This is a genomic window from Roseateles sp. P5_E11, assembly GCF_054049355.1.
Window position 1 is genome coordinate 21121 of record NZ_JBFUMO010000011.1, and the last position, 8342, is coordinate 29462.

The 8342-nt window shown below is 68.7% G+C and carries 9 protein-coding genes and 1 pseudogene; 5 read left to right on the forward strand and 5 right to left on the reverse strand.

The annotated features are described in order from the left end of the window. A complete protein-coding gene (locus ACXJKR_RS01930) occupies positions 1 to 1185 on the forward strand; it encodes an MFS transporter (RefSeq protein ID WP_457320280.1) in 1185 nt (394 codons plus the stop codon). Continuing rightward, positions 1182 to 1718, forward strand: a complete 537-nt coding sequence (locus ACXJKR_RS01935) for an arsinothricin resistance N-acetyltransferase ArsN1 family B (protein WP_457320282.1) — start codon at positions 1182 to 1184, stop codon at positions 1716 to 1718. The genes ACXJKR_RS01930 and ACXJKR_RS01935 overlap by 4 nt, the downstream gene beginning before the upstream one ends. On the opposite strand, the gene ACXJKR_RS01940 is transcribed toward ACXJKR_RS01935, so the two are convergent. The 3 genes from ACXJKR_RS01940 to ACXJKR_RS01950 are packed head-to-tail and all read right to left on the reverse strand — an operon-like array spanning position 1702 to position 3984. Beyond that, on the reverse strand, positions 1702 to 3231 hold the full coding sequence (locus tag ACXJKR_RS01940) for a tryptophan halogenase family protein (RefSeq protein WP_457320283.1): 1530 nt from the start codon (positions 3229 to 3231) through the stop codon (positions 1702 to 1704). The genes ACXJKR_RS01935 and ACXJKR_RS01940 overlap by 17 nt on opposite strands. Then, positions 3228 to 3725, reverse strand: coding sequence for a PIN domain-containing protein (locus ACXJKR_RS01945; protein WP_457320285.1), 498 nt, complete (start codon positions 3723 to 3725; stop codon positions 3228 to 3230). The genes ACXJKR_RS01940 and ACXJKR_RS01945 overlap by 4 nt, the downstream gene beginning before the upstream one ends. Before the next feature lie 7 nt (positions 3726 to 3732). Continuing rightward, the gene (locus ACXJKR_RS01950; protein ID WP_056191539.1) at positions 3733 to 3984 is read right to left on the reverse strand and encodes a type II toxin-antitoxin system Phd/YefM family antitoxin; all 252 of its coding nucleotides are present in this window, start codon (positions 3982 to 3984) and stop codon (positions 3733 to 3735) included. A gap of 206 nt (positions 3985 to 4190) precedes the next feature. Here ACXJKR_RS01950 and ACXJKR_RS01955 point away from each other — a divergent pair, with 206 nt between their 5' ends. Together ACXJKR_RS01955 and ACXJKR_RS01960 are read left to right on the forward strand one after the other, a co-directional pair. Continuing rightward, positions 4191 to 5555, forward strand: coding sequence for a cation:proton antiporter (locus tag ACXJKR_RS01955; RefSeq protein ID WP_457320288.1), 1365 nt, complete (start codon positions 4191 to 4193; stop codon positions 5553 to 5555). 138 nt (positions 5556 to 5693) lie between these two features. Then, positions 5694 to 6230, forward strand: a complete 537-nt coding sequence (locus ACXJKR_RS01960; protein WP_457320290.1) for an HPP family protein — start codon at positions 5694 to 5696, stop codon at positions 6228 to 6230. Here ACXJKR_RS01960 and ACXJKR_RS01965 read toward each other — a convergent pair. Continuing rightward, positions 6227 to 7330, reverse strand: coding sequence for an alpha/beta fold hydrolase (locus ACXJKR_RS01965; protein ID WP_457320292.1), 1104 nt, complete (start codon positions 7328 to 7330; stop codon positions 6227 to 6229). The genes ACXJKR_RS01960 and ACXJKR_RS01965 overlap by 4 nt on opposite strands. A 69-nt stretch (positions 7331 to 7399) precedes the next feature. Between ACXJKR_RS01965 and ACXJKR_RS01970 the strand changes: the two genes are divergently transcribed. Continuing rightward, positions 7400 to 7897 carry a DUF7482 domain-containing protein gene (locus ACXJKR_RS01970; RefSeq protein WP_457320294.1) on the forward strand — a complete coding sequence of 166 codons (498 nt, stop codon included), beginning with the start codon at positions 7400 to 7402 and terminating at the stop codon, positions 7895 to 7897. Here the strand turns inward: ACXJKR_RS01970 and ACXJKR_RS01975 are convergent. Beyond that, positions 7798 to 8342: pseudogene (locus ACXJKR_RS01975) on the reverse strand (hypothetical protein); the annotation flags it as partial. The gene ACXJKR_RS01970 and the pseudogene ACXJKR_RS01975 sit on opposite strands and share 100 nt — an antisense overlap.

The following is an 8342-nucleotide window of genomic DNA, read 5'->3' on the forward strand; positions in this document are numbered from 1 at the left end:
ATGGCAGCCAGCCGCCTGCGCGTCGTCGGCTCGCTGGGCACCGCCCAGACCCTGGCCTGGGCCTCGACCTACTACCTGCCCGCCATGCTGGCGCGGCCGATGGCGGCGGAGCTGGGCGTGTCGGAACCGACGGTGTTCGCGGCCTTTTCCGCGGCCCTGGTCGTCTCGGCGATCGTTGGGCCGCACTCGGGCCGCCGCATCGACCACTGGGGCGGCCGGCCGGTGCTGATGGTGACCAGCCTGCTGTTCGCCGTCGGTCTGGCGCTGCTGGCCCTGGCCGATGGGCCGGTCGGGCTTTTCGCCGCCTGGCTGGTGTTGGGCGTGGCGATGGGCAGCGGGCTCTACGAGGCAGCCTTCGCGTCGCTGGTGAGGCTGTACGGCCATGACGCGCGCAGCGCCATCACCGGCATCACGCTGATCGCGGGCTTTGCCAGCACCGTCGGCTGGCCGTTGACGGCGGCGCTGGAGCACACCTTCGGCTGGCGCGGCGCCTGCTGGGCCTGGGCGGGGCTGCATCTCCTGGTGGGCCTGCCACTGAACGCCTGGCTGCCCAAGGCCGCGGCGCTGGCGGTGTCCACCCAGGCGCCAGCGGCTGCGAACGGCGAAGCGCCGCCGATGCGGACCGCCGCGCTGCTGGCCTGGGTGTTCGCGGTGACCTGGTTCATCAGCACGGCGATGGCTGCACATCTGCCACGGCTGCTGGGTGCCGCGGGCGCCGCGCCAGCGGCGGTCATCCTGGTGAGCGCTCTTGTCGGGCCGGCCCAGGTCGCGGGGCGGCTGCTGGAGTTCGGGTTCCTGCGGCGCTTGCACCCCTTGCAATCGGCGCGCGCCGCGGCGCTGATGCATCCGCTGGGCGCGGCCCTGCTGGCCGTCATCGGCGCGCCTGCCGCGATGGTGTTTGCGCTGTTGCATGGCGCGGGCAACGGCGTGCTGACCATCGCCAAGGGCACGCTGCCGCTGGCCTTGTTCGGGCCGCTGGGCTACGGGCAGCGCCAGGGCTTGCTCGTGCTGCCGGCGCGTCTGGCGCAGGCGCTGGCGCCATGGCTGTTCGGCCTGCTGCTGGCGGACTTCGGAACCGGCGTGCTGTGGTTGTCGACCGGCCTGGCCTTGAGCGCGCTGGCGGCCCTGCTTTTCATCCAGGTGCCCGCGCGCACCATCCCACCCCCTATGGAGGACCCGCCTTGAAGATCCGCACCGCCACTCCCGAGGACGGCACCGCCGTCGCGGCCATCTACGCGCCCATCGTGGCCCACACCAGCATCTCCTTCGAGACGGACCCGCCGGACGCGCTGGAGATGCGCAGCCGCATCGAGAAGACGCTGGCCAGCCTGCCCTGGCTGGTGGCCGAGGATGCGGACGGCACCGTCTGCGGCTATGCCTACGCCAGCAAGCACCGCGAGCGGGCGGCCTACCAGTGGTCGGTGGACACGACGGTCTACGTGCGCGAGGACACACGCGGCCAGGGCGTCGGCCGGGCGCTTTACGAGAAGCTGCTGCCGCTGCTGGCCGAGCTCGGCTACTTCCAGGCTTTTGCCGGCATCGCCTTGCCCAATGCGGGCAGCGTGGGCCTGCACGAGGCGGCGGGCTTCGAAGCCCTGGGCGTGTATCGCAACGTCGGCTTCAAGAACGGCGAGTGGCGTGACGTGGGCTGGTGGCAGAAGTCGCTCAGGCCTCTGGAAACGCCCTCGGCACCGCAGGCCTTCAGCGCCCCGCGTTGATCTGCTGGATCAGCGCTCGGTGGCTGGGCAGATCGGCAATGGCGCGGTCGGCAAAACGCTGGATCTTGGCGAACAGCTTGTCGGCGTCCACCATCTGCGGGAAATCGCTGCGCCCGGCGCTGAGGTCGGTGGCGAAGCCCATGCCGTAGAGGATGTACTGGTAGTTGAAGAAGGCGAAGGTTTCGGTGTCGAGCACGAAGTCGAAACGGCCCGGCGGGCGCAGCTGCCACTCCTCCAGCAAGCCGGCCAGTCGATCCGGGATGGTGGCCGGCGCGGCGTTGTCGCGCCAGAAGGGCTCCTGCCGCTGGCTCAGGCAGTAGTGCAGCTTCAGGAAGTTGATGATGTTCTCGAAGCGCGCCGTCATCAGCTCGTTGAAGCGCCGCGCCGGTGCATGGATGGGGCCGCTGTGCGGCAGCATCTCGGCGATCATGCCGACGGCTGCTTCGATGAGGACGAGGCCCGTGGCCTCCAGCGGCTCCAGGAAACCGGCCGACAGGCCGACGGCGACGCAGTTCTTCACCCACTGCTGCTCGCGGTAGCCGGGCGTGAAGGGGATGCTGCGCACGCCCAAGTCTTCGTGCCCGGCACCGCAGTAGGCCCGCAGGATGTCGGCGGCACGGTCGTCGCTGAGGTGGTCGCTGGAATAGACGCAGCCGATGCCGCGCGCGCCGTTCAAGCCGATCTCCCACAGCCAGCCCGCCTCGTGGGCGGTAGCGATGGTGGAGCTCTCCATGACCGCGTTGGCATCCAGCGGCACCTTGCAGGCCAGGGCGCGGTCGACGAAGAGCTGGTGGCGCACGGACTTGAAGTTCGAACCCATCGCCCGGCCGATGAGCTCGGCGCGAAAGCCCGTGCAGTCGATATAAAGCTCGGCCTCGAAACGGCCCAGCTGGGCGGTGTCGAGATGGGCGATGGCGCCCGTCGCATCGAGAACGACGTCAGTCACCGTGCCTTCGACGTGGCGCACGCCGAGCTCACGGGCGCGCGCGGCCAGCAGCTTGGCGAGCTTGAGCGCGTCGAAGTGGTAGGCGTAGTTCAGCGGCGCCGCATAGGGCGCCTCGCCGGCCCGCTTGGGCGCGCGGTGGGCTTCGGCAACGCGCACCTGCAGCGTCATGGCCTCGGCGAAGGGCATGCGCCCGGCCTCGTCCTGCAGCAGCCAGTAGGGCACGAGGTTGAGATCCTCCGTGTAGAAGGGCGCCTCGAAGGGATGGAAGAACTGCTGATGCTGACCCGCGGTGGGCGTGCGCGCCCAGTCGACGAAGCGGATGCCCTGCTTGAGCGTGGCCGAGGTCTCGCGGATGAAGCGGGCCTCGTCAATGCCGAGAAATTGCAGCGTACTGCGGATGGTGGGGAAGGTGCCTTCACCGACGCCGACGCTGCTGATGTCGGGCGACTCCAGCACGGTCACCTCCAGGTGGCTGCGCTCGGACAGCTTGAGGGCCTTGGCCAGGTAGGCGGCGGTCAGCCAGCCGGCCGTGCCGCCGCCGACGATGAGAATGCGTCGCTTGTTCATGCTCTCGTATAGAGGTTCTTCAGCCACTGCTGGCCGGTCTGGGCGCCATGGCTCCAGTCCTCGTCCTCGTCACTGGGCTGGGCGACGTAGCCGGAGGGGTTGAGCAGCTTCACGCGCCCGACGCGGAATGCCGAGACGCGGTGGGTGACGAAGGTGAGGCCATGTTCCAGCGCCGTCGCGGCGAGCAGCCCGTCGCGGGTGTTGGCGTAGGGCAGCTGGGCCCGGCGGCGCACGACGGCCGCGTCCACCGGCAGCACGCGGCCTTCGAAGGCGGGGGTGACGCGACTGTCGATCCAGTCGCGCACGACGAGGCCGGCGGCGCGGTCCTTGCGGCCCAGGCGGGCGGCGGCGTTCTCGATCTCCAGCAGGTTCAGCGCCGAGATGAAGAGTTTTTGCCGCGGCAGGCCGGCGGCCCAGGCGGCAAGACCCGCGTCGGACTGGCCGGCCTTGGCCTTGCGCAGTTCGAGAACGATGCTGGTGTCGAGCAGGAACATGGCGCCCTCAGGGGAGGTTTTCGCGGTGATCCCAGGCGCCATCGGCCGCGGCGTCGGCCGCATCGATCGTCACGACCTCGGGCATGGCCAGCAGCTCCAGGATGCTCTCGCCCTCGCCGGTCAGGCGGCGGTACTCGGCAATGCTCATCAGCACATGAGTGGGCTGGCCGCGGTCGGTGATGACGACCGGCTCGACCTGCGCCGCCCGCTTGGCGAGGCTGACGTCACGGTTGAAATCGCGGCTGGTGAGCAGTTTCATGGCCTCGTCAATGTACCTACCTACCTGCAATCGCGCAATTGGGATGTAGGTACATAGGCCCGGATCTGCTCGACCCAATGGACATTGAAAACCCGGCTGGCAAAGTGTTCCACGTGGTGAGAGCGCTTTCACCAAAAGAGGCAGACAACGTTGTACAAAACCGCGCGGCGGTGCGTGGCAACGGCAAAAAATCTACAGGAACAGCCATGGAATTCGACCTTCTTGCCATCATGGGCGACGTGTTCGCCAAACATGGTCCCGCTGCGGCCGCGGCCGCCAAGACCTACGCGCCGGGCGACTTCAGCATCCACTTCTTCCTGCAGCTGGGCATCATCATGCTGGCCTGCCGGGTCGTCGGCTGGGCCGGCCGCAAGTTCCTGGGTCAGCCCCAGGTGGTCGGCGAAATGATCGCGGGCGTCATCCTTGGGCCGTCGCTGCTGGGCCTGTTCTTCCCCGACGTGCAGTCCGCCATCTTTCCGAAGGAAATGCGCACCGTGCTGTACACCGGCGCCCAGCTCGGGGTGGGCCTGTACATGTTCCTGGTCGGCACGACGTTGCGGCTGGACCACTTCGCCAGCAAGGCCAAGAGCGCCATCGGCGTGTCGGTGTCCGGCATCGCGGCCCCGTTCTTCATCGCCTTCCTGATCACGCCCTTCCTGCTCACCGTGCCGGGCCTATTCGCCGAAGGCATCTCGACGACCAACGCGACCCTCTTCATGGGCGCCTGCATCGCACTGACGGCTTTCCCGATGCTGGCCCGCATCATCAACGAGCAAGGCCTGGCCCACACGTCGCTTGGCACGCTCGCGCTCACGGCAGGCGCCTTTGACGATGCCGTCTCCTGGTGTGTGCTGGCCCTGGTGCTGGCGGCCTTCGGTGCCGGCCCTGGCGTGGCCGTGCTGGCCATCGGCGGGGGCGTCCTCTGGGCGGCCTTCATCATGCTGTTCGGCCGCAAGCTGCTGGCGCCTCTCGGCCGCATGGTCGAGCGTGACGGCCACATGAGCCACACGGTGCTGGGCATCACGCTGATCTGTTTCTGCCTGTCCGCCTTCGTCATGGACGCCGTCGGCATCCACGCCATCTTCGGCGGCTTCATCATGGGCGCCGTCATGCCGCGCGGCCTGTTTGCCGCCGAGCTGAAGAAGAAGGTCGAGCCGCTCACGGTGATCCTGTTGCTGCCGATGTTCTTCACCTACTCCGGCCTGAACACGCGCCTGGACATGATCAATTCCGTCGACCTTTTCCTGATCGCGCTGGGCGTGCTGGTGGCCTCGGTGCTGGCCAAGTTCGGCGCCTGCTACCTGGCGGCCCGCATGGCCGGTGAAGACAACCGCACCGCTTTGGGCATCGGCGCGCTGATGAACTCGCGCGGCCTGATGGAGCTCATCATCATCAACATCGGCCTGCAGAAGGGCATCATCGGCCCGGCCCTGTTCTCGATGCTGGTGCTGATGGCGGTGGTGACGACCATGATGGCCACGCCGCTGTTCGAGATCTTCTACGGCCGCAAGGCGCGTGCATCGGGCGAGCTGGAAGCCGTGCCCGGCACGCCGGCCAGCAACCCGGCCTGAGGCCTCGTTTCGCTCTCCTCGCCATCGCTGAGAGGTGTCGGTGGCGTTCTCAGGGGCAAGGCTGCAGGCCTGCCCCCTTTTTTATGCCCTGAGTTGGCGCGCTCCTTGCTGCGACTCCGAGACCTGCCGAGGACATCCATGAGCGAGCTTGCTCCCGACGTCGTGGCCCGCCCGCCCGCGCCGGCGCCCGTCGTGCATCCGCCCACGAGGGCGCCCACTTACACCCTGAGCCAGGGCGTCCTCGCCTGCGCCGGCGTGTTCACCATCATTGGCGTGCTGGCGATCGGCTCGTTCAACCTGGGCGTGCTGCTGCTGCTGGGCTCCTTCGGCTCGACCGCAGTGATGATGTTCACCTTCCCGGAGCTGCACTTCTCGCAGCCCCGCAGCGTCATCGGTGGGCATTTCATCTGCACAGCGGTGGGCCTGGCGGCGCTGGCGGTGTTCGGCCCGGCGTGGTGGTCGCTCGCCGTGGCCGCGGCGGTCTCGGTGGCATTGATGATGCTCACGCGGACGATGCACCCACCCGCGGGCTCCAATCCCGTGATCGTGTTCCTCGTTGCACCCAAGTGGGGCTTTTTGCTCTTTCCCACGCTGTTTGGTGCGCTGACGATGGTGGTCGTCGCGGTGCTTTATCACCGGGCCACGCGGCGGCCGTATCCGGCGTACTGGTACTAACGCACCAACGGACGCACCTGCTCGACCAGAGCGAGCAGGAACTTGCCGGGCTCCTCGTGGGGCGCCAGATGCGCCGAGTGCTCGAACCAGACGAGCTTCTTCACCGGCGCCTTCAGCTGGGTCAACCAGGGTTCGATGACCGAGGACGGCGTCGTCATGTCGTGGCGGCCGAGGAACATGAAGACCGGGAAGCGCGTCTCGCGGATGCGCGTGTGGTCGACGCGCCGCATGTCGGGCAGCAGGGCCGGCACCGACAGCTGGCCGCCCTGGTCGATGGCCAGGCGGTCCTCGAACTCGTAATAGGGCGACAGCCGCGCGGCGCGGAAGTAGAAATCGGCGTTGTCGCGATAGGCGGCCAGGCCGCCATAGGCCATCACCCATTTGCGCGCGACATTGACCTTGGCGAAGGGGATCTCGCCCTCGCCGGGATAGGGCGCGATGGCTTCCAGCTCGGTCAACGCGACCGTGTCATGGCGCTTGCGCGCCTCGGCCAGCAGCGCCTCATATTGCGCCTTTTCGTTGGCCTGCAGATTCATCAACGGCCCGACACCGACATAGGCGCTGACCCAGCTCGGCTTGGCCATGGCCGCGTCCAGGCCGATGACATTGCCCCAGGAATGGCCCAGCAGGATGACGCGCTCGACCTGGAGGCGCTGGCGCACCATGGCGATCAGCTCGATGAGGTCGTCCGTCATTTGCTGGCGCGTCAGCGAGACCTTGTTGGCCGCCTCGCCACCATGGCGCAGCGTCTTGCCGGTGCCGCGCTGGTCCCATTGCACGACGGTGAAGAAGTCCTCCCAGCCGCGCTGGTAGGGCCAGCTGCGCCCCATCTCGGCCGCGCCCGGCCCACCGTGCACATAGATGAGCACCGGGTTGGCCCGGTCGGCGCCACGGATGGTGACCCACTGCTTGAGCCCACCCAGCTCGACGGCTTCGCTGATCTCGACCGCATTGGGCGCCACGAGGCGCTGCTGGTCGGCCATCATGGGCCGCACGGTGGCGTAGGCGGGCTCGGCAGGGGGCGGTGCGACGGGCGCGTCCGCGGCATGGGCCAGGCCGGCGAAAAACAGCAGCGTGGCGGGCAGGAATTTCTCGATCATGGCGGCCGGGCGTTGAACGGGCGGCGCACCATAGCACCAGGGCCGCCCGGCCTGCACGACCGCCACGCCATGAGAGCCCTTCCCTGGTTCCTGCTACCCGCCCTGCTGCTGTCCGCCTGCGCAGCGCCAACCGGCATCACCTTGCCGCGCCAGCAGGCCTGGGTCGACGGCAAGCGCGTTGAGTACGTGACGACGGACATCTCCGACGGGACGATGGCCGCGCAGGCGGGCATCCACCACGTGCCGCGCCTGGCCGGCGCCGTGGGCATGGGATCGGCCTCCCTGACCGAGCGCGTCTACAAGTTTGCCGACGGCGCGCAGATCAGCGTCTTCGCCTCCGGGCCGGCACCGGTGGGATCTGCTCGGCCGGACCCGAACTACAGCCCCCTGTGGCGGCTGGTGCTGGTGCGCTGGAAACCGGCCAGGCCGCCGCGCGAGCTGCGCTCCGAAGAGGCGGTGCTGGACGCTCAGGCCTCGGGCGACGTCGAGCTCGACGTGACGGGCATCGTCGTCAACTGCCCCATCACGCGCGGCGTGGACGGCAGCGCCTTGCGCGGCGTGCGCTGAATGCCGACCAGCAACGCCAGCCCCGGCACGCGGCGCAGCACGAGATAGGCGCCGCCGCTGATGGCAAAGGTCAGCACGATCAGCAGCACCGCCTCCAGCCCCCAGGGCAGGGCCAGAGGTTTGAGCCACTGGCTCAGCACGACGATGACGCTCTGGTGCAGGATGTAGAGGCAGAACACCGCCTTGCTCGCCTCGCGCAGCAGCGGCGACTCCTTCGTGAAGGCGCGCTGGGCCCATCCGCCCGCGGCGACGATGGCAAACCAGGTCAGCGAGCCCCGCAGCGTGCGGGCGGCGGTCAGGACGGCATCGCTCGGCGTCGCCTCGGCGTACTGCTGGCTGAAGACCATCAGCACGGCCCAGCCCGCCAGCGAGACGCCGAGGGCCACCCAGCGCAACCGCAATGCCGCCGCCCAGAAGCCCTGCGCCAACGGCGTGCGGCTGGCCC